Annotated in this window: 17 protein-coding genes; 3 read left to right on the top strand and 14 right to left on the bottom strand. The window is 64.3% G+C overall.

Going from position 1 to position 19,409, the window contains the following annotated elements; all coding sequences use genetic code 11:
* Positions 1-73 precede the first annotated feature (73 nt).
* Both NMB43_RS03810 and NMB43_RS03805 read left to right on the top strand, forming a co-directional pair.
* The gene (locus NMB43_RS03810; protein ID WP_494350830.1) at positions 74-1,069 is read left to right on the top strand and encodes an aminoglycoside phosphotransferase family protein; all 996 of its coding nucleotides are present in this window, start codon (positions 74-76) and stop codon (positions 1,067-1,069) included.
* Positions 1,070-1,298: 229 nt separating this feature from the next.
* Positions 1,299-2,501 carry an ammonium transporter gene (locus NMB43_RS03805; RefSeq protein WP_494350829.1) on the top strand — a complete coding sequence of 401 codons (1,203 nt, stop codon included), beginning with the start codon at positions 1,299-1,301 and terminating at the stop codon, positions 2,499-2,501.
* Between the two features lie 136 nt (positions 2,502-2,637).
* Here the strand turns inward: NMB43_RS03805 and NMB43_RS03800 are convergent, their stop codons facing one another.
* From NMB43_RS03800 to NMB43_RS03760, 9 genes are all read right to left on the bottom strand, one after another.
* The gene (locus NMB43_RS03800; RefSeq protein WP_494350828.1) at positions 2,638-3,654 is read right to left on the bottom strand and encodes a hypothetical protein; all 1,017 of its coding nucleotides are present in this window, start codon (positions 3,652-3,654) and stop codon (positions 2,638-2,640) included.
* An 81-nt stretch (positions 3,655-3,735) separates the two neighbouring features.
* A complete protein-coding gene (locus tag NMB43_RS03795) occupies positions 3,736-4,545 on the bottom strand; it encodes a transporter (RefSeq protein WP_494350827.1) in 810 nt (269 codons plus the stop codon).
* A 105-nt stretch (positions 4,546-4,650) separates the two neighbouring features.
* Positions 4,651-5,661, bottom strand: a complete 1,011-nt coding sequence (locus NMB43_RS03790; protein ID WP_494350826.1) for a transporter — start codon at positions 5,659-5,661, stop codon at positions 4,651-4,653.
* 46 nt (positions 5,662-5,707) lie between these two features.
* Positions 5,708-7,495 (bottom strand): arylsulfatase, encoded by a 1,788-nt coding sequence (locus NMB43_RS03785; protein WP_494350825.1) that lies wholly within the window; start codon positions 7,493-7,495, stop codon positions 5,708-5,710.
* Between the two features lie 45 nt (positions 7,496-7,540).
* Entirely contained in the window at positions 7,541-8,869 is a 1,329-nt protein-coding gene (locus tag NMB43_RS03780) for an anaerobic sulfatase maturase (RefSeq protein WP_494350824.1), read from the bottom strand.
* 106 nt (positions 8,870-8,975) lie between these two features.
* Positions 8,976-10,136, bottom strand: a complete 1,161-nt coding sequence (locus NMB43_RS03775; protein ID WP_494350823.1) for a BamA/TamA family outer membrane protein — start codon at positions 10,134-10,136, stop codon at positions 8,976-8,978.
* A 22-nt stretch (positions 10,137-10,158) separates the two neighbouring features.
* Positions 10,159-10,497, bottom strand: a complete 339-nt coding sequence (locus NMB43_RS03770; RefSeq protein WP_494350822.1) for a hypothetical protein — start codon at positions 10,495-10,497, stop codon at positions 10,159-10,161.
* A 28-nt stretch (positions 10,498-10,525) separates the two neighbouring features.
* Complete coding sequence (locus tag NMB43_RS03765; protein WP_494350821.1) at positions 10,526-10,996, bottom strand: hypothetical protein; 471 nt, start codon at positions 10,994-10,996, stop codon at positions 10,526-10,528.
* Positions 10,997-11,017: 21 nt separating this feature from the next.
* Entirely contained in the window at positions 11,018-11,767 is a 750-nt protein-coding gene (locus NMB43_RS03760) for a DUF2092 domain-containing protein (RefSeq protein WP_494350820.1), read from the bottom strand.
* Positions 11,768-11,925: 158 nt separating this feature from the next.
* Between NMB43_RS03760 and NMB43_RS03755 the strand changes: the two genes are divergently transcribed.
* Positions 11,926-12,969 (top strand): AraC family transcriptional regulator, encoded by a 1,044-nt coding sequence (locus NMB43_RS03755; RefSeq protein WP_494350819.1) that lies wholly within the window; start codon positions 11,926-11,928, stop codon positions 12,967-12,969.
* A gap of 75 nt (positions 12,970-13,044) precedes the next feature.
* Here the strand turns inward: NMB43_RS03755 and NMB43_RS03750 are convergent, their stop codons facing one another.
* The 5 genes from NMB43_RS03750 to NMB43_RS03730 form a co-directional block, all read right to left on the bottom strand.
* Positions 13,045-15,924 (bottom strand): HD domain-containing phosphohydrolase, encoded by a 2,880-nt coding sequence (locus tag NMB43_RS03750; RefSeq protein WP_494350818.1) that lies wholly within the window; start codon positions 15,922-15,924, stop codon positions 13,045-13,047.
* 30 nt (positions 15,925-15,954) lie between these two features.
* Complete coding sequence (locus NMB43_RS03745) at positions 15,955-16,395, bottom strand: DUF4870 family protein (protein WP_494350817.1); 441 nt, start codon at positions 16,393-16,395, stop codon at positions 15,955-15,957.
* A gap of 63 nt (positions 16,396-16,458) precedes the next feature.
* Entirely contained in the window at positions 16,459-17,940 is a 1,482-nt protein-coding gene (ubiD, locus tag NMB43_RS03740) for a 4-hydroxy-3-polyprenylbenzoate decarboxylase (protein ID WP_494350816.1), read from the bottom strand.
* Positions 17,940-18,833: a 4-hydroxybenzoate octaprenyltransferase gene (ubiA, locus tag NMB43_RS03735; protein ID WP_494350815.1), complete on the bottom strand. Its 894-nt coding sequence runs from the start codon at positions 18,831-18,833 to the stop codon at positions 17,940-17,942. Before ubiA ends, ubiD begins: the two co-directional genes overlap by 1 nt.
* Complete coding sequence (locus NMB43_RS03730) at positions 18,830-19,396, bottom strand: chorismate--pyruvate lyase family protein (protein WP_494350814.1); 567 nt, start codon at positions 19,394-19,396, stop codon at positions 18,830-18,832. Before NMB43_RS03730 ends, ubiA begins: the two co-directional genes overlap by 4 nt.
* Positions 19,397-19,409: the final 13 nt, after the last annotated feature.

The raw sequence follows: 19,409 nt of genomic DNA, 5'->3' as shown, positions 1-19,409 counted from the left end.
CACCCCCGCGGGCGGCGAACCTCTGTTTGATAAGATGCCCGGATTCTACACAAAGGCGAGCAGGAGCCCCGACTTGGAACGATTGGAACAATTGCAGCACTGGCTTCACCAACAGCTTCCCGGTCTGGATTTCACGCTTCGCCCCGCCTCGGCGGACGCCAGTTTCCGCCGCTACTTCCGCGCCACGCTGGCCGACGGCAGCACCCGCATCATCATGGATGCGCCGCCCAGCCACGAGGACTGCCGCCCCTTCCTGCACGTCGCCGAACTGTTCCGCGCCGCCGGCGCCCATGTGCCGAGTGTGTTTGCGCAGGATCTGGCGCAAGGCTTCCTGCTCCTGTCAGACCTCGGCGACACCACCTACCTGTCTGCACTCACACCGGACAACGCGGCCGAGCTCTACGCCGAGGCCCTGGGCAGCCTGGCGGTGATCCAGCGCGCGAGCCGACCCGGCGTGCTGCCCGACTACGACCGCGAACGCCTGCTGCGGGAAATGGAGCTGTTCCCGGTCTGGTATCTGGCACGCCATAAAAATATCCAGCTCGACGAAAAAGAAAGCGCCGAGCTGTACGAGGTCTTCGAGCGCATCCTGGCCGTCAACCTGGCCGAGCCCAAGGTCTTCGTGCATCGCGACTTCCACAGCCGCAACCTGATGCTGAGCCAGCCCAACCCCGGCGTACTGGACTTCCAGGACGCGGTATACGGCCCGCTCAGCTACGACCTCGCCTCCCTCTTCAAGGACGCTTATATCGAATGGGAGGAAGAGCAGACCCTGGACTGGCTGGCCCGCTACTGGGAAACCGCACGCCACATCGGTCTGCCGGTCCGCGCGGACTTCGCCGATTTCCACCGCGACTACGAGTTCATGGGCGCCCAGCGCCACATCAAGGTGCTGGGCATCTTCGCCCGGCTGTACCACCGCGACGGCAAGGACGGTTACCTCAAGGACATGCCGCTCGTCTTCAAGTACCTGCGCACCACCTGCCGCCGCTATCGCGAGCTCTACCCCCTGGCCCGTCTGCTGGAACGCATCGAGCCGCAAGGCAGCAGCGTGGCCTACACTTTCTGACGCAACGCACCAATCACGCGCAACCACCCGACGCGCTACGCACCAAATTGCTCACAGGCACAATCAATAAGCCGGAAACAAGCACCAATAACGTGCCACCAACAAGACTCCAGGCACCAAACATGGGAAATCCTGTTCGCCAGAAAGGCATAAGCCAATGATTTTCAAAGACTAAAAACCAGGCCCGAAATCTGCTTTCGGCTCCGCCGTCGTGCATAAGGAGTCCATAATGGAGCAGATCAAAATATCAACCGATGTACTTTTCGTGCTGCTGGGCGCCATCATGGTGCTGGCCATGCACTCCGGGTTCGCCTTTCTTGAACTCGGCACCGTCCGCAAGAAGAACCAGGTCAATGCCCTGGTCAAGATCCTGACCGACTTCGCGGTCTCCACCATCGCCTATTTCTTCATCGGCTACGGCATCGCCTACGGCCTGCACTTCATGGGCGACGCCGCCAGCCTGACCCAGGCCAGTGGCTACGAGTTGGTCAAGTTCTTCTTCCTGCTGACCTTCGCGGCGGCCATCCCGGCCATCGTCTCGGGCGGCATCGCCGAGCGCGCGCGCTTCGCGCCGCAACTCGCCGCCACCTTCCTGGTAGTCGGTTTCGTCTACCCCTTCTTCGAAGGCATCGCCTGGAACAAGCACTTCGGCCTGCAGGACTGGCTGCAGGCCAGCTTCGGCGCCCCCTTCCATGACTTCGCGGGCAGTGTGGTCGTGCATGCCGTGGGCGGCTGGATCGGCCTGGTCGCCGTGCTGATGCTGGGCGCGCGTCGCGGCCGCTATCACAAGGACGGCGCCATCGCCGCCCACCCGCCTTCCAGCATCCCCTTCCTGGCCCTGGGGGCGTGGATCCTGATCGTCGGCTGGTTCGGCTTCAACGTGATGAGCGCGCAGAAGATGGAGGCCATCACCGGCCTGGTCGCGCTCAACTCGCTGATGGCCATGGTCGGCGGCACCCTGGCCGCGTTACTGCTGGGCCGCAACGACCCCGGCTTCGTGCACAACGGCCCGCTGGCGGGGCTGGTAGCGGTCTGCGCCGGTTCCGACGTGATGCACCCGGCCGGCAGCCTGATCGTCGGCATCGTGGCAGGCGCCCTGTTCGTCCAGCTCTTCACGCTGACGCAGAACCGCTGGAAGATCGACGACGTGCTGGGCGTCTGGCCACTGCATGGCCTGTGCGGCGCCTGGGGCGGCATCGCCGCCGGCCTCTTCGGCCAGCAGGCGCTGGGCGGGCTGGGCGGGGTCAGCCTTGCCAGCCAGGTCATCGGCACCCTGGGCGGCATTGCGGTGGCGCTGCTGGGCGGCGTGATCGTCTACGGCGGCCTGCGGGCGGCGGTGGGCATCCGCCTATCCCCCGAAGAAGAATTCGACGGGGCCGACCTCAGCATCCATCGCATCACGGCGACCCCGGAACGCGAGACGAACTGGTAGTCCGCGCTGAAAACAAACAATTCGGTTCGTTGAGCGCAGAACTTCAGGCCGTTGGTTTATATGAGTTTACAAACCACCGGCCTGAAGACGCGGCCTGTCGCGCCATTGAACATATCAAGCAATACTCGCAGGACACCTAGAAGCTAACCGCAATCCCCACGGACGTACCTTCGACGTTATTGCCAAAGCGATAGCGGAAGACAAGGCGGGTACGGGTAATGATGACGTCGTGAGCACTCGAATCCAGCTCAAGTCCAAAACCCAGCGATGTGAGCTGATCAAAACCGAGCAGGCCGGCCTGATCTCCAAGATAGGTGGTGTGGGCCGCTTCAAGCACATAGCGCACGGGTCGTCCCAGTGCATTGAGTCCGGTCGGTGCCCGCCAGCGGGTCCACAGGCTGAGGGTCTCACCAGAAGCACTGCTCTCGAACACCGTGTCGTAGCTCTTGAGCTGGACATTGGAGTATCGCCATTCGACATCGATCTCGCGTGCGGGGGCGTAATCCTCGTAATCAAGCATCACCGAACCGCCCAGTCCGTAGGCGTTCATATGCCCACCCTGCAAAAAGCTGAAGTTGGCGTCGAGCTTGTTTTCAATGGCCGTGGAAACCGTGGTGAGCGTACTCGCGAGCGAACCCACCATGAAGTTGAAGATGGGTCTGAGCTTGAGCTTGTCGGCCAGCATGAAATCCCAGCCCACCCCGCCGCTGAGGCTGCCCGAGGTCCATTTGGCCGGTAGCAGGGCCTCGGTCTGCCCATTGCTGGCGAGAAAGGTCGGATCGTAACGCGCGTAGGCGACGCCGCCTTCCAGGTAAAGCGGAAAGCTCTTGCTGATCGAATCCCCTCCGGCGAGCTGCGACATCACGAGGGACGAGCTTTCGGCACTGCCTGTTCCGGCATCCATGCTCAAGGTGCTGCTGGTCAGATCCGGGACGGCCGAGAAACTCATCAGCGCCAGCATGCTTTCGGCATTGCGCTTGACCCTGTCGGACTTGACGCTGAAGGGTGGAGCACTCTGAGCGGAAACAGAGCCCAGGCTGTGTATGACAAGCAGGCAGAGGCCGCCAACCATCCTCAAGCTGGCACGCTTGAATTCGGCAATCAAATTGAGCCCTGTGGTTCGAGTCCGGCGCGCTTGTGTCTGGTAGTGCATGCTAGGGACCTGTTGTTACCTGCCGCACCTATGAGAAACGGTCAGCGCACGCCAGCCCATGTAGTGGCTCAGGCGGGATCATCATTTCGGGAACAGCAGCGTCAGTTGAGCCCGTACCCCCCAGCCTTTCTGGGCGCCGTCCGCTGCCTCGGCCCAGTATTTCCCGGCCACCGCGAACTGCATCACCTGGGAGCCGAGCTTGAAGAGCTGGCCAACCTGCACGATCAGCGGCACCGTCCACTGCTTGGCGCGCCAGTCGTAGACCGATTCTGTATAGGCACCGATGGTCGTGTGGGTCTTGGTCGTGTAGCTCATGAAGGGCTGCACGGTCGTCAGGTTGACGCCTTCCCGCTCCCCGTCCCCGGCCACTGACCAGATGTGGCTGCCCAGGTAGCCCACTGTCCATGGCCCGCTCTGCCTGAGCACCACCCCCGTCGGTCCGAGCCCCAGCTTTTCGGTACCCAGCGTCGATTCACTTGCAGTCGGCAGCAGCTCGACAACGCCCACGCCCCAGATCCAGCCGCCCGCCGTGGGAGCCTTGGGTGAGAAGAACTGGCTGGCGCTGGTGTCGCCCAGGCCGGACTGGTTGACGGTCGCTGCCGGAAAGCCCTGGCGATCGACGAAGGGCACGATGGTGCGCGTGACCAGGTTCCAGTCCTGGCTGATTTCAAAGGGCACCACGGGCTGGAAGACCAGGCTGTCGACCGAGCCGCCTTTGTTCACGCCGCCGTATTCGTCATGGTTGTACTGGATCGGCACGCTGATGAGCGCGGCAACCGGATTGGAGAGTTTCTTGGCCAGTTCGGCGGCTTGGTCTTCCTGTGCATACGAGCCGACGCTCATGGTCACGGCGACCATCGCCAGGCCAACACTGACAAGTGCTTTCAGCATCGTGCTTTCCGTTTCTGTTGTGTCGGAAGGTGGCCCCCCGGATCGAGTCATCACAGCCCAGACCCCCGCGGGTGTCGGCGAGGGCTGCCGCGTCGGATGCTTGCGTCATTCTCCCTTCAGCCGACGCGCGCCTTCGATGATCGGATGCCAGCCCGAGATGAGGGTGATCATGAAACTATCCATGCGCATGTCGCCGGCGCTGTTGTCGTTGCCCGTCGATTTGTAGCCGAAGGTGAGGTTGATGTTTTCGTTGATCTTCCAACCCAGCGTCAGGCCAAAGGCGACGTCATTGCGCTTTTCGCCAGCCACCCCATTGATCGTGGACTTGCCGCCGCTGTACCAGGACGCATCCAGCGAGCCCCACAAGGTTTCGTTGAAGTCGCGCGTCAAGTGAGCATCGAGCTGCAACAGGGGATCGGTCTTGAGGGTCTGGCCCACGTAGTCGGTGTTGTCACCGAAAATCCACGCCGAGGGCAGCAGTTCGAAGGTGGTGCGCCGTCCCGGCACCCAGGCGCCGATCTGCATCACCATGGGTGCGCCAATGCGGCCATACCAGCGGTTCTGCCCGATATTCAGGGCCTGCTTGCTGTTGTACTCGCCGATCGGCAGCGCCAGGTCGGCCAGCAGATCCAGCGAAAATCCCGGCTCGTAGCGAATTGCGTCGGGAATGGTCCGCTGCGCCTTCGGCCCGATCAGGTTGATGTCGAACTCCAGCATCGGGTCCCCGAAGCCGCTGGCGGTTTGCTGGGCAGAGCTGACTGTGGCGCCGTTGACGATTTTTGAGGCTTCGCCGGACAGGCGCCCCATCGGCAGGATCACGGCAGCCATTGCGGAGCGGTCGAGCAGCGCAAAGGTCTGCGCGAATCCGGCCATCGCCAGCGTGGCGTCGAAGTTGGCACCGGCGCTCACCTGGTGCGAGGTATCGAAGGGATTGGTGTTACCGCTCACCGACTCGAAGATCAGTGGCACAGCACTGCCGCCGGAAAGGGATTTCCAGTAAAAGCGGCCGGGCACCTGGGCCTGTACCGACTGGCACAGCCCCAGGGCGACTACCGCTACCGCGGCCATGCGCAGCGCAGTGCGCGACTGGCGGGTGTTTGCGTGGTATTGGGTCATACGAGCCATCCTTCCTGAATATTTGAGCGATTCATCAGCACTGCGATCAAGGCTTGGGTTCTTTCAGCATGTCCTTGGGTGGCAGGAACTGCTTCTTGTAGATCAGCGGCGGATAGCCGGCGTCGTCCTGCACACGCGGTGGCAACTGGTCTTCCAGTGTTTCGAACATGGAACGGTTGGGCAGGATGACGTTGTTCTCCTGCGCGTAGCGATCCCACAGGGCAACCATGCTCTTGAGCTTGTCGGGGTTCGAGGCAGCAAGATCCTTGCGCTCTGCCGGATCCTTCGCCACGTTGAACAGCTCCCACCGTTCCTTGCCATACGACTTGTACTGCCAGCGGATCTTCCATTCCCCCTGGCGGATGGCGTAGTTTCCGAAGACCTCCCAGCCAAGGTAATCCTGCTCGGTGCGTGGGGAGTCGGCCTGGTTGGCCAGCACCTTGTTCCAGGATTTGCCAATCAGCGGAGGCAGTTTCTGCCCGTCCAACTGCTCCGGGTAACGGGTGCCGGCCAGTTCCAGCATGGTCGGCACGATGTCGGCGACATGCATCAGCCCGTTGTTGATGCTGCCCTTCGCACGCTTGACGGGCGACCCACTGACGATCAGCGCGTTGCGGATGCCACCTTCGGCCATCCAGCCTTTGTACTGACTGAACGGCGTCATTGAAACCTGCGCCCACATTGGGCCGTAGCCGACGTAGGAGCCAGGATCGCCCCAGGCATTGGGGTGGGTCTGGGACCAGGCGATGGAAGCGAACAGGAAATCGCGCGAGCCCGGCGAGCCGGCAATCATCTTGAACAGATCGGTTCCCTCGGCACCGTTATCGCCGAAGGTCACGAAGATGGTGTTCTCGTATTCGCCGATGTCCTTCAAGTGCTGCACCAAGCGCCCAATATGGTGGTCCATGTTCTCCACCATGCCGGCATACAGCTCCATCTTCTTGCCCTGGATCGCGCGGGCGGCGGGTGCGAGCACGGTCGGATCGGGAATGAACCACATACGCTCGGAGAGCTGCGTGCCGGGCGGCATGATGCCCAGCTCGATCTGACGTTTCAGGCGCGCCTGGCGGACGGCATCCCAGCCCTGGTCGTATTCGCCCACATGACGGTTCCGCCAGTCATGTGGCAGGTGATAAGGGTCGTGCGGGGCCTGGTGGGCCACATAGGCGAAGAAGGGCTTGCCGTCGCCGCGATTCGCATCGATGAAGCTGATCAGCTTGTCGGTGTAGGTCTTGGTGGCGTAGTAGTCCTTGGGCAACTCGGTCAGGTAGCGGCCATCTTCGGTAAACACCGACTTGGGCGCGACAGCGGTGAAGTTGTTCATGTCCCAGTAGCTGCCGGCACCGTCGAGCAGCGTAAAGTCACGCTCGAAGCCACGCGCCGCCGGAATCAGGTCCGGCGTCTTGCCCAGGTGCCATTTACCCACCATGTAGGTGTGGTAACCCGCGCCCTTGAGCAACTGCGGCAGCGTCGCCACCTGCTTGTTGAGATAGCCCTCGTAGCCGGGCACACCCGTCTGGTTAGGCGCGGTCCACTCGTCCATGTTGCCGAGCCCGTTCAGGTGCGTATCCACACCCGTCAGCAGCATCGAGCGCGTCGGCGAACTGGTGGCATGCGTGTAGAAGTTGGTGAAGCGCACGCCATCACTGGCGAGGGCGTCGATGTTGGGCGTCTTGATCTCGCTGCCAAAGGCGCCAATATCAGAAAAGCCAAGATCGTCACCCAGCAGGATGACGATGTTGGGCCGTTTGGCAGGCGCCTGGGCCTGGACTGATGCCATGAACAGCGACGCCAGCGTCGCGGCGATGACGGTCAGGGAAGTTCGCGTCTTCATACGTCCTCCTGTTTCAATGCCTGGTGATTCGGTCTGTCGGGTGATTCATGGCGCGGCATCCGGATTCCCAGCCCCCGGCTGCGCGCCCTGGATCCGCTCCAGGTAGCGGGAGACCTGCTGCAGGATGCGCGGCATGTCGCGCTGGATATGGCTGTAGAAATGCTTCAGGCCGTGGCACAGATAGTTCAGGCCCGGCTCCCCCGAGGTGGTACGCACGAGCCTGTTCTTCGGGCACTCACCCCAGCACAGCTTGAGGTAGCGGCACTCGCGGCAGTCCTGCGGCAGGGTGTCGCGCTTGGCGAAGCCAAAGCCCTGCTGGCGCGCGGAGTAGGCCATCTCGCTCCAGTGCGTGTCGGCAATGCTGCCGAGCTTGTATTCGGGATAGACATAGTGGTCGCACGAGAACACCTCGCCCGAGTGCTCGATGGCCAGGCTCTTGCCGCAGAACTCCGCCGTGATGCAGCGCTGCGCGGGCATGCCAAGTGACTGGGCCACCACGTTCTCGAACAGGTCGATATGCACCTTGCCGTAATCGTTGGCATACCAGTCATCCCACACCGCACTCAGGAAGTGGCCCCAGTCCTCGGGCGCGACCGACCAGTCGGTCACCACCGAGCCGGGCGTGCCCGGCCGCGCAGCCTGACTGCCGACCACCGGCTGCACGACCTGCCCCTGGTGCTGTGGCGCGACGCTGGCGAAATCCTTCGGCTCGACGCAGGAGATGAACTGCAGGCGGCGGGCGCCCAGTTCCCGCGTCAGGAAGCGATACACCTCCAGCGGCTGCAGGGCATTCTCGCGATTGACCACGCACAGCACGCTGAAGGGCACATCGTGCTGCTGCAGCAGGCGCGCCGCCGCCACCACCTTGGCGTGGGTCGTCGCCCCGCCCTTGGTGACGCGATAACGGTCATGCAGCACCTGCGGGCCGTCACAGCTCAGGCCGACGAGAAAACCGTGCTGCTTCAGGAACACAGCCCACTCGGTGTCGAGCAGGGTGCCATTGGTCTGCAGGTCGTTCTCGATGCGCTGGCCCGGCCGGGCGTGGCGGGCCTGGAGGGCGACCACCTTGCGGAAGAAGTCCACCCCCAGGATGGTCGGCTCGCCCCCCTGCCAGCTGAACACCACCTCTTCGCCGGTCTGCGCCTCGATGTACTGGCGGATATGTTCTTCCAGCACATCATCGGCCATGCGTGGCTGACGCGGTTGCCCTAGCAGTTCTTCCTTGTGAAGGTAATAGCAGTAGGGGCAGTCCAGGTTGCACTGTGCGCCCACCGGTTTGACGATTGCATGGAAGCGGTGGCGCGCACCCGGCGGCAAGGCCGCCAGCTTGGCGCGTGGCTTTGCAAACACGATCTTCTTCTGCGGCGTGTTCATGTTGCCCGTCCTGCATCCGGCTGCACATGGGGACACTCCCCCGGCTCCGACACAGCGGGCGCCGGATCAAGTGCATGGCTTGGCATTCGAGAGGGGAGCGCGGAACTCATGGACGCATCCATGCGCTGCCAAAGGTGATGTAAAAGGCATTGCCGTCCGGACCCCGCGCGACATCCAGCCCCATGTGCAGGCCGTACTTGCGCGCCAGTTCGTAACGGATGCCCAGCCCGCCCGCCAGCACTTCGCGTTTTGATTCGGCGCGGCTGGCGTCCAGGCGTGCCGCCCCGCCACCACCAAAGAACACCAGGCTGTAGCGCTTCCAGAACTGCCAGCGCACCTCAGCCTCCAGCTGCGCCACCTGTTCGCCCTGGTAGCGCATGGCGGGGACACCCCGCATCATCACGAAGGGATACACATAGAAGGGCGCATCGCCCTGCAGGGCGGAAGCACTGCCGAACAGGCCCAGGTTCCAGTCCCGCGCCAGCGGAAGGTAATGAAGGCCGGTCAGGCTGTAGCGCTGGAAGTCGCTGTCGCCGCCGAGAGACTTGTTGAACACCCCCGCGCTCAGTTCAAACAGGCTGCCGGCGGTGGGCGTAAAAGGCGAGTTGCGCGAATCGTAGTTCAGCACAGGCAGCAGCCCGCCGACCTTCGAGTCTTTCGAAAAATCCGGCAGGCCGGGCGTACCGGCCGCCGCGTCGAAGCTCGAAGCGACGTTGGCACGCACGTAGCCCAGGCCCAGCCACCAGGGCGACTGACCGAGCCGGTAACGCGCCTGGAGCATGGCCAGCTCGATGCCCAGCGTATAAGGCAGTGGCGAATCCTGCAGCACCGGCACGCGACCCAGGCCGTAGAAATCCAGGTTCACCGAAGACTTCATCAGCACCGCCAGGGTCTTCAGCCGGTCATCCAGCCAGTGACGCACGTCCGCCACGAAAGCCCCGCGCGTACCATTCTCCGTGCCCAGCAAGCCAACTGCCGTGATGTTGGGGCGGCCGAAACCGGCACGGCCATCTTCGCGGGCCGGCTTGTCGATGAATACTGCCGCGCCAGCCGCGCCGAGGCCCACCGCCGGCTCCGTGATGGGCGCCACGATCGGCACGAAACCATAGGCCTGGTCGATGTATCCGCTGATGTCGAACTCACCATCCTCGGCAGAGTAAAAGCGCGGGTCCGCCGCCTCGGCGGCCAGCGCTCGGCCGCCCAGGACGAGCGGGAACAGGACACAGACAAGCAGGCAGACCGGTCTGCGACACAGGCGCGTGATCATGTCGGCTCAGCCAGTGGATGCGCTATCGCACGGAACGGCGTGCCACGCCGCGTGTATTGCCGGCGACCCCCGGCTGATTGAGCCCCGGATCGACCGCTACGCCACGATTACCCGCCGCCCCCGGCTGGTTGATGCCCGGATCGACCTTGCCTACGCCCGGGGCGCCCCCTGCGACACCCAGGTTCCCGGCAGCGCCCGGCTGGTTGATACCCGGGTCGACCTTGCCCACGCCCGGCGCCCCCCCCGCGACACCCCGGTTTCCGGCCACGCCGGGCTGGTTGATGCCCGGGTCGAGCGCCAGGGCAGGCCCCCCCAGTACCAGCAGCGACAAGGACAGGACAACCCCACGATGCTTGCTCACGGCTGACCCCTTTCCCCTGGTGTCGGGTTCACTGGACCACATAGACCAGGTTGTTGCCCTGGAAAGCTGCCCGGTAATAAACCTCGCCACATTTCTGGTACTCGACCCCCTCCCTGGTTTCGGGCTTGCAGCCCGGTGGCAGGATGGTGGAAACCGACCCTTTGGCCGGCTTGCTTGCGGCAGCCTGCTGCTGGGCCACTGCCGCCTGCTGCTGCGCGGTGGCCGCCTGTTGTTGAGCCGTCTGAGCCTGCTGCTGGGCCGTCTGGGCCTGCTGCTGTTGTGTGCTGCTCGCCGCTGCACCCTCCGCCACAACAACGCGCCGTGTGGTGCGACGGGCTACCCCGGCGCCGGAGATGGGCGTCAGTGGCGCACCGACCACGGCTTGCGCCGTCGGCATCCAGCGCAGCCCCGGCATCGGGGCGAAGCTGACATCACAGAACGAGGCGGCAAACACGACCACCCCCAGCAGAAGCAGCCTGTTGGCCTTGAAAGTATTCATTGACTGTTCCTTTCGGCTGGATCAACGCGGGGCGATGAAGTCGACCTTCTGCGCGCCCTTGGGCGGCGTCATGCGAAAGGTCTCAGCTACGAAGGCCGGTTTGAAATCCCAGCGGCTGACCACCACCGAGAATTGAGGCGCACTGACCATGTCACGGGTCGTCAGAACCAGTTTGCGGATCAGCGGGCGCGGGCCATCCTCGATCCAGATCTGCCAGTCGACATGCGGTGCACGGAAAGCCAGGTGATTGCAGCGCGCGCCCTCCACCACCCCTTTCCCGACGACGAAGCCGCTTTCGACATCCGTCATCAGAATGTCATAGGCATCGCGGTAGAGCAGGTCGCCAGCCGGTGCAACGATGTCCAGCGAACTGCGTGCGAAGTCCAGCATCGCTTCAAGCGTGTCCGGCGCGGCCACGCTGGCATAGATTTTTTGCGACGGACTACTGAGCATCAGTGACTTTCCGTCGTACACGAAGAGCTGATTGACCAGATCGCCGCCACGCTCCACACGCAACTTGTTCGGTCGTTGCACTGACTGTGCAGCCGTGTGGTCAAACTGAATCTTCTGTCCGGAATCGAGAACGATTTCGAGCGAACTGCGGGTATCGAGGCGGAACTTCTGCTGCTGGGCCAGGAAATCTGTGGCCTTCTTCAGCAAGCCGGACGCCTCCAGTTCTATTTGAGCCTGCGCGCTGTGCAAAGAAAGGCAAGCCAGGCTCACCAGCACAAAACCGCGGAACATCAGCCTGACGCGAGGAAATGCAGTCATTTTCCGCTCTCCTTGTGGATACCGTTTGACTTCTTCCTGGCCCGCGCTTGGCCGGCAGGACCATGAGTTTCAATTCTGGGTCTGCACCAATGGGCAGGAATCTACATTTCGCGACAGCTGGTTTAGATTTGCGGCACATCAACGGTGCCCCTTCGCCCATGCGTCCCATCACCGCTCCCTTGCCTCCGATGCCTGGCCCAGGCGAACTACGGGTGGGTGTCTTTTCGCATTTGTGTTCAGAGCTGAACCGGCAGGGAATTGCGCCAGAGCCGATTTTCGAAGCCATCGGATTCGACAGGGCGCTGATTGACGATCCCAATGGCATCATCAGTTACCGCCGTGCGGCGCAGCTGGCAGACGCTTGCGTCAGGCTCGGAAAATGCTCCTGTCTTGGCCTGCGCCTTGGCATGACCGTTGATGACGCGGCGCTCGGCACGGTTGGTGCGCTGGTCCGCCACTCCCCGAATGTGGGAACGGCCCTGAAGAATCTGATCGAATACCTTTCACTGCATAACCGATCAGCCATCGCAAGCCTGAAGGTGAATGGCGCCAATGCACACATCGGTTACGCCATCCTGGACACTAGCCTGCCTGGCGGCGACCAGTTCTGTGCCTCGGCGATGGGGAGAGCATTTGTCATCATGCGCAGCCTGTGCGGCCCGGCCTGGCGCCCCATCGAAGTGCGCTTTCCATTTCGAGAACCCGCTGAAGCAGACAGCTACAGAGAAGCCTTTCAGGCCCCCGTCAGCTTCAATGCGGAGCTCGCTGAGCTGGTTTTTCAGGCCTGCTGGCTACAGCTTTCATTTCAGGACACTGACATTCACGCTTATGCTTGCGCAGCCTGGCAAGCCGGGATGCTGGAGGCCCGCGCTGGGAAGACATTTTCCTCCATGGTCAGCAGGGAGATCAGGATCGCCCTGATTACCGGGAAGTGCGCAGAGGAAGAGGTGGCAAGGGCGCTGAGCCTCCACAAGCGCAGCTTGAATCGCCTTCTTCAGAAAGAGGGCACAACCTTCCGGCACCTGCTCGACGAGGTTCGCATCTGCTTTGCCCAGCAGATGCTGCGCGATACCAATCGTTCAATCGAAGACATCGCCAGATGCCTTGGTTACTCCGACAGCACGGCTTTTGGGCGTTCCTTCAAACGCATCGGAGGCTGCTCCCCGCAAGCCTGGCGTAACTCAGCCCGTACGCATGCTTAGGCGGCTGCGCGCAGGCCCGAATCGCCCCTGCTTTTTCGGACCGACCAGAGCGCATTGCTATGCAATGCGCGTACGCTACTGAAGACAGGCCGCCAACAAAGCCGCCTCATCCACCTCGTCGCGCTGGGCCGCGCTGAGGAATTTCTCGCTGTAGCGGCGGTAGACGCCGCTGCGTACGAACAGGGCGAACAGCTCGCCATCAAGGTGCTGCTCGCGCACCATGCGCGCCATGATGGTCAACGACTCCGACAAGGTCTTGGGGGCCTTGTAAGGCCGATCGGCCGCGGTCAGCGCCTCGAACACGTCGGCAATGGCCATCACGCGCGCCGGAATGCTCATCTGCTCGCGCGTGAGGCGGCGTGGGTAGCCCTTGCCGTCCATGCGCTCGTGGTGGCCGCCGGCGATCTCCGGCACGCTCTTGAGGTGGCGCGGGAAGGGCAGGCGTTCGAGCATCATGATGGTCTGCACGATGTGCTCGTTGATGATGTAGCGGTCTTCATCCGTGAGCGTGCCACGACCAATCGAGAGGTTGTGCAACTCGCCGCGGTTGAACTTGTGCTGCGGCACACTGAGCTTGAAGCCCCAGGGATTGTCGGCCGCCAGCAGTTCGTGCGCACCGCGCGCGACCAGGTGCTCGGGCTTGTCGGCCAGTAGTTTCTCGCTGACCGGCAGGGGCTCTGCCGGGCGCTCGCCGAGTTGGCGCAGCTCGTCGCGTGACAGGCCCAGGCGGTCGTCCAGGGTGCGCATCCAGCGTCGCTCGGCGATCTCGCGCAGGCGTGCGACCTGGTCCTGGCCCATGAACTCGCCGCCGATGTTGCACTGGGCGACGAAGGCGAATTCCTCGTCCAGCGCCTGCCAGTTGCGCTGCAGGGCGGCGCGCGCCTCGGCTTCCGGCGTGCCGGACTGGATCGCGCGCAGGCAGTTGATCTCGGCATCGCGCTTGAGCACCTCGAAGCGCATGCGCACCTCGTGGATGCGGTTGTAGAGGGTCTCCAGCTTGGTCGCCTTGTCGACCACGTACTCGGGCGTGGTGATCTTGCCGCAGTCGTGCAGCCAGGCGCCGACGTGCACCGCCTCCCACTCTTCCTCGCTGAGGCTGAAGTCGCGCAGCGGCCCCTCGCGCTCGTCCTGTGCCGCGCGCACCAGCATCTTGGTGAGCTCCGGCACGCGCTGGCAGTGACCGCCGGTGTAGGGGCTCTTGGCGTCAATGGCGCCGGCCAGCAACTGGATCAGGGCCTCCAGCAACTGCTTCTGGCCATCGATGAGGTGGCGCGTCTCGATCGCCACCGCGGCCGTGGCCGACAAGGCCTCGACCAGGCCCAGCAAGGGATCGCGCAGCCCTTCGCCGGATACGTTCAGGGGTCGCCCCAGCTCCAGCAGGATCACCCCCACGGCCTCGTTGGCCAGGGTCTCCAAGGGCACCACCACCAGCTCCGGCGCCTCCGGCGCGACACGTCCCAGCACGCTGCCATGCGTGCGCAGGGCCTGTGCGGCGAGGTGCTCGCCCGCCAGCGGCAGGACATCGGGGTGGACGGCCTGCGCGCCCTCCAGCGACAGCAACTGCGAGCGCCGCAGCAGCGTCTCATCGCGCAGGTACAGCGCGGCCGAGCGCGCCTCGCTCATGTTCACCACGTCGCGCAGCACCATGTCGAGCAGGCGCTCAAGGCGCGCTTCGGAATTGAGCGCCACGTTCACATCGAGGAAGCGCGAGATGGTGCTCTTCATCTGCGCGGTGGCGGTGGCCAGCAGGTCGACCTCGGCGATGCGCGAGGGCGGTAGATCGCGCGCGCTGAAATCGAAGGCGGCCACCGCGCGGGTGGTCTCGGCCAAGGCTCGCAACGGGCGTACCAGGCGCTGGGTCAGCCAGTAACCGGCCGGGATGGAGGCGAGAATCAGCAGCAGCGTGATCAGCAGGTGGCGCTGCAGCAGCGCGCGCGCCGTCGCAAACAGCTCGCTGTGCGGCACCGCCATCAACACGCGCAGGGTCTGCCCTTCGGCGCGCAGGGTGACCGGGATGGACATCAGCTCCCAGTCCCCGTTCTCATCGGCATGGGTGCTGCGTTGCAGGTCCTGCCGCGACAAGCGGCCCGCCACCTGCACCGGCGTCGGCTCCAGGCTCGTCAACGCGGCCAGGCGGGGCTCGCCACGCGCATCGAAGCTGATCGGCACCGCGCGATCGCTCAGCGCGATCACCTGGTCGGCGGCATCGACGATGGCCACGCGCGAGCCGGGGGTGATCTTGAGTTCATCCACCTCGCGCGCCAACCCATCCAGCGTCGCATCGAGTCCGATCACGGCACCGCCGGGGTAGGCCTCGCGCGCCAGGGTCGTCCCCACCTCGCGGGTGGTGAAGAACACATAGGGCTCGGTCAGCACCGGCCGGTCGTTGCCGCGCGCCAACTGAAACCAGGGCCGGGTGCGCGGATCGAAGACGTAGCCCGGACGCGGCTGGTGCAGCAGCATCTGCTGCTGTTCATCGAAATAATAGAAATCGCCGCTGCTGCCACCGCGCGCCGTCACGCTCTGCGTCTGTACCAGCAGCGTGGCATGCTCGGGCGCCTTGAACACCCGTCGCATCTCCGGGCTGGACAGGCGGCGGAACAGCACGAAGCTGCCGTCTGGATAGCCGACGTACCAGGCATCCAGCAAGGCGTTGGCGCCGAACACAGCATGTGCCAGGGCCACGCCGGCCAGCCGCTGCGACTGGGAACGGGCACGCACGATGTCGTTGTGGGCCAGCAACTCGATCTGCCCGACCGCCGGTTCGAGGATGCCGCGGATCTTGTCGCGCAGCACCTGCGACACGCGCATCGCGTCTTCCTCCACCGTCGCGGTGAGCACCTGGCGCGTGCCGCTGTAGGCATGCCAGGCGAGGACCAGGGCCACGACGACCAACAGCAGGGCGGAGCCGCCTGCCGTCACGACATGCAGTGGCAGACGGAAGCGGGGGCTCATGCGTGGGTTCATGTCTGCCCTCCCGCTCGCTCAGGGCCGGATCGGCTTGTTGTCGTTGAGGGTCAGCCAGCCGCGCGCCACGCGGTAGATGACCCAGATGCCGGTCAGGAACAGGATGCCCCAGGCGATCGGAAAACCGATCAGCACGATACCCAGCACCAGCATGATCAGCATGGCCAGCAAGGACCAGGCGAAGGCAAACCAGAAGGTGCGGATCTGCCACTCGAAATGGCTATCCAGCCAGGTGCCACGCACCTCGCCACGCTGCACATAATTGAGGATCACCGCGATGATCGAGGGCCAGCCGAGCAGGAACATGCCCACCACCGAGGCCACGCTGAAGATGCCCACCAACACCGAGAAGGCGTGGAGCGCGTAGATGATGTGGGTCAGGCGCAGCAGCCCCGGTGAGGGTGCGGCCTGGAGGCTGCCGTCTGGCTGTACGTCGAAGACCTGCTTCTGCTCGCTCATGGCGTTCCGTACTCCCTTGTCATGCTACGTTGCATGGGGCGGAGCCGCCTGCGGCGTTCCGCCCTACAGGCCGAGACGACCCCACATCTCGTCGACCCGGCGCTTCACGGCTTCATCCATCGCGATGGTACGGCCCCATTCGCGATTTGTCTCGCCCGGCCACTTGTTGGTGGCGTCGATGCCCATCTTGCTGCCCAGGCCGGAGACCGGCGAGGCGAAATCCAGGTAGTCGATCGGCGTATTGTCGACCAGGGTGGTGTCGCGCGTGGCGTCGACCCGCGTGGTCAGCGCCCAGATGACTTCGGGCCAGGAGCGCACGTCCACGTCATCGTCCACCACGATGATGAACTTGGTGTACATGAACTGGCGCAGGAAGCTCCAGATGCCGAACATCACCCGTTTGGCATGCCCGGGGTACGCCTTCTTCATGCTGACCACCGCCATGCGGTAGGAGCAGCCCTCGGGCGGCAGGTAGAAATCGGTGATCTCGGGAAACTGACGCTGCAGCAGCGGCACGAACACCTCGTTGAGCGCCAGGCCCAGCATGGCCGGCTCGTCCGGGGGCTTGCCGGTGTAGGTGCTGTGGTAGATCGGCTCACGCCGCATCGTGATGCGCTCGACGGTGAACACCGGGAACTCGGCCACCTCGTTGTAGTAGCCGGTATGGTCGCCGTAAGGCCCCTCGGCCGCCATCTCGCCAGGGTGGATCACGCCTTCCAGCACGATCTCGGCGCTCGCCGGCACCTGCAAATCATTGCCCAGGCACTTCACCAGCTCGGTCTTGGCGCCGCGCAGCAGGCCGGCGAACTGGTATTCCGACAGGGTATCCGGCACCGGCGTCACCGCGCCCAGAATGGTCGCCGGGTCGCAGCCCAGCACCACCGACAGCGGGAAGGGCCGGCCGGGATTCGTCTGCTGGAACTCGCGGAAGTCCAGCGCGCCGCCGCGGTGCGCCAGCCAGCGCATGATCAGCTTGTTGGGCCCGAGCACCTGTTGGCGATAGATGCCCAGGTTCTGGCGCGCCTTGTGCGGGCCGCGGGTGACGACCAGGCCCCAGGTGATCAGGGGTGCCACGTCGCCGGGCCAGCAGTGCTGGATCGGCAGGCGTGCGAGATCGACCTCGGCCCCCTCCCACACCACCTCCTGGCAGGGCGCACTGCGCACCTCCTTGGGCGACATGTTCATCACCTGGCGGAACATCGGCAGCTTGTCCCAGGCGTCCTTGAGGCCCTTGGGCGGCTCGGGTTCCTTGAGGAAGGCCAGCAGCTTGCCGATCTCGCGCAGGGAGCCCTTCCAGTCAGCGTCTTCACCCATCCCGTAGGCCACACGCTGCGGCGTGCCGAACAGATTGGCCAGCACCGGCATGCTGTGCGCGCGCCCTTGCGTATGCGGCTTCTCGAACAACAGGGCCGGGCCGCCCGCGCGCAACACGCGGTCGGCGATCTCGGTCATTTCGAGATGGGTGTCGACCGGCTCGGCAATGCGCCGCAGTTCGCCGCGCGCCTCCAGTTGAGCGATGAAGTCCCGCAGATCCTTGTAGCGCATCAGTACACCAGGGCAGGCATGGCCGGCGCCTTCTGGAAATGGTAGTCCAGGATCAGCCCCAGGAAGACCACGGCACCCAGCCAGTTGTTGTGCAGGAAGGCCTTGAAGCACTTGTCGCGCGCCCGGCCACGGATCAGGGTCCAGTGGTAGATCGCAAGAAGCGCGGCAATCCCCAGGCCGGTGTTGTAGATCCAGCCACGCAGCATCAGGCTGCCCACCCACCACATGAGGAGCAGGAACAGCGCGTAGCAGATCATGACGGCCGCCACGTCGAAACGGCCGAAGGTGATGGCCGAGGTACGGATACCGATCTTCAGATCGTCCTCGCGGTCGACCATCGCATATTCGGTGTCGTAGGCGATGGCCCAGAAGATGTTGGCCAGCAACAAGTACCAGGCCAGAGGCGGCACCTCCAGGCGCGTCGCCGCGAATGCCATCGGAATGCCGAAGCCGAAGGCGATGCCCAGGTAGGCCTGCGGGATGGCGAAGAAACGCTTGAAGAAGGGATAGGTCGCCGCCACCAGCAAGGCCACGACCGAGAGCTTCCACACCAGCGGGTCCAGCGGCAGGATCAGGCCGAAGGACACCAGCGAGAGCAGCGCCGCCAGCACCAGGGCCTCCCGCCCGCTCACTTCGCCCGTCACCAGCGGCCGCAGGCGCGTGCGCTCAACATGGCCGTCGAACTTGCGGTCGGCCCAGTCGTTCATCACGCAACCGGCCGAGCGCATCAGCACCGTGCCAAGCGCAAAGATCCACACCACGATCCAGTTGGGATACCCCGCCGCACCGAACCACAGCCCCCACAGCGTGGGCCACAGCAGCAGCAGGATGCCGATCGGCTTGTCGAGCCGCATCAGGCGTTCATAGGCATCCAGCTTCTCGCGCAGGTTCATCGCAACTCCAGATCGAGCACCGCCGGCAGGAACACTTCGCAGACCAGCAGGCCATGGCCCGCGCGCATGAAGCGTGAGCGGCGCGCCCACAAGGCACCCGGCACCGCCTGCCCGGCCACAGCGGCTGCGCGATGATAGCGCCGGTCACGCGCGTCCAGCCGCTTTGCCGCCAACCGGCCACGCGCGATGCGCGGGTCAGCGAACAGCGCCGCACCCAACGGACGGCTGCCGATGCCGGCAAACACCTGCCAACCCTGGCGCAGGCTGCGCGGAGCCAGCAGCGAGCGGGCATAGACCACCGGCCTGCCATCAGCGACCAGCAGCACCTCGCGCAGCAGCGCCAGCTCGCCTGCACGCAGGCGCAGCAGGCGCGCCTCGTCTGGATGCGGCCGCCCCCTGCCCTGGGCCAGCACGGTCACCGTGAGCCGGTCACAGCGCGCCCGGATGCGGGCCGTCAGGGACTGCGGATCGGTCAGCCAGGCGCGCAGCGGATGATGCGCGGGCAGGCCCGCCGAGTCGGCCACGGAACGCCAGCAGGCGTCGGGTGCTACGAGATGCTGCATCGACAACGCGGGC

This window comes from Uliginosibacterium sangjuense (assembly GCF_059132465.1).
The sequence above is the reverse complement of the archived record's forward strand: the minus strand, read 5'-3'. Positions and strand labels throughout refer to the sequence as shown.

Excerpts from the sequence above, each read along its gene's own strand:
- NMB43_RS03785 (WP_494350825.1), bottom strand. The coding sequence starts at position 7,495 with ATGAAGACGCGAACTTCCCTGACCGTCATCGCCGCGACGCTGGCGTCG.
- ubiA (WP_494350815.1), bottom strand. The coding sequence starts at position 18,833 with ATGAACCTGCGCGAGAAGCTGGATGCCTATGAACGCCTGATGCGGCTC.
- NMB43_RS03730 (WP_494350814.1), bottom strand. The coding sequence starts at position 19,396 with ATGCAGCATCTCGTAGCACCCGACGCCTGCTGGCGTTCCGTGGCCGAC.
- NMB43_RS03765 (WP_494350821.1), bottom strand. The coding sequence starts at position 10,996 with ATGAATACTTTCAAGGCCAACAGGCTGCTTCTGCTGGGGGTGGTCGTG.
- NMB43_RS03750 (WP_494350818.1), bottom strand. The coding sequence starts at position 15,924 with ATGAGCCCCCGCTTCCGTCTGCCACTGCATGTCGTGACGGCAGGCGGC.
- ubiD (WP_494350816.1), bottom strand. The coding sequence starts at position 17,940 with ATGCGCTACAAGGATCTGCGGGACTTCATCGCTCAACTGGAGGCGCGC.
- NMB43_RS03745 (WP_494350817.1), bottom strand. The coding sequence starts at position 16,395 with ATGAGCGAGCAGAAGCAGGTCTTCGACGTACAGCCAGACGGCAGCCTC.
- NMB43_RS03755 (WP_494350819.1), top strand. The coding sequence starts at position 11,926 with ATGCGTCCCATCACCGCTCCCTTGCCTCCGATGCCTGGCCCAGGCGAA.
- NMB43_RS03780 (WP_494350824.1), bottom strand. The coding sequence starts at position 8,869 with ATGAACACGCCGCAGAAGAAGATCGTGTTTGCAAAGCCACGCGCCAAG.
- NMB43_RS03795 (WP_494350827.1), bottom strand. The coding sequence starts at position 4,545 with ATGCTGAAAGCACTTGTCAGTGTTGGCCTGGCGATGGTCGCCGTGACC.
- NMB43_RS03805 (WP_494350829.1), top strand. The coding sequence starts at position 1,299 with ATGGAGCAGATCAAAATATCAACCGATGTACTTTTCGTGCTGCTGGGC.
- NMB43_RS03790 (WP_494350826.1), bottom strand. The coding sequence starts at position 5,661 with ATGACCCAATACCACGCAAACACCCGCCAGTCGCGCACTGCGCTGCGC.
- NMB43_RS03760 (WP_494350820.1), bottom strand. The coding sequence starts at position 11,767 with ATGACTGCATTTCCTCGCGTCAGGCTGATGTTCCGCGGTTTTGTGCTG.
- NMB43_RS03800 (WP_494350828.1), bottom strand. The coding sequence starts at position 3,654 with ATGCACTACCAGACACAAGCGCGCCGGACTCGAACCACAGGGCTCAAT.
- NMB43_RS03775 (WP_494350823.1), bottom strand. The coding sequence starts at position 10,136 with ATGATCACGCGCCTGTGTCGCAGACCGGTCTGCCTGCTTGTCTGTGTC.